At 44.7% G+C, this 396-nt stretch carries 1 protein-coding gene; it reads right to left on the bottom strand.

Going from position 1 to position 396, the window contains the following annotated elements; translation table 11 throughout:
• The coding region (locus BCT81_RS00300) for a PAS domain-containing protein (protein ID WP_133152458.1) at positions 1-385 on the bottom strand (385 nt) is incomplete at its 3' end.
• Between the last annotated feature and the right edge of the window lie 11 nt (positions 386-396).

Here is a 396-nt window from a genome sequence, read left to right as displayed (position 1 = left end):
CTTTATCGGCAACTTGTACCCATTCGTTTTTAGGCCTCACACGTACCGATTGGTAACCACTCACCTTCCCATTATCGTAAATTGGCGTCACATAAGCATCGACCCAATAGTATCCACCCGATTTGGTTTTGTTTTTTACGATACCCCGCCACGCTTTGCCTTGCTTAAGGTTTAACCACATATCGGCAAACGCCGCTTTAGGCATATCGCCATGCCTAACGATATTGTGGTGTTGCCCTAGTAACTCTTGCTGGCTGTATTCTGCGATACGACAAAAAGCATCATTACTGTAAGTAATCACGCCTTTGAGGTCCGTCGTGGATACGAGTTGTTCGTGTTCGCTGAGTAACGTTTCACGAGATAGAGAAGATGAGCTGACAGTCATTATTATTAACT

It is taken from the genome of Vibrio sp. 10N.261.52.A1, from assembly GCF_002876325.1.
GTDB lineage: Bacteria > Pseudomonadota > Gammaproteobacteria > Enterobacterales > Vibrionaceae > Vibrio > Vibrio chagasii.
This window is presented reverse-complemented; position numbering and strand designations above follow the sequence as displayed.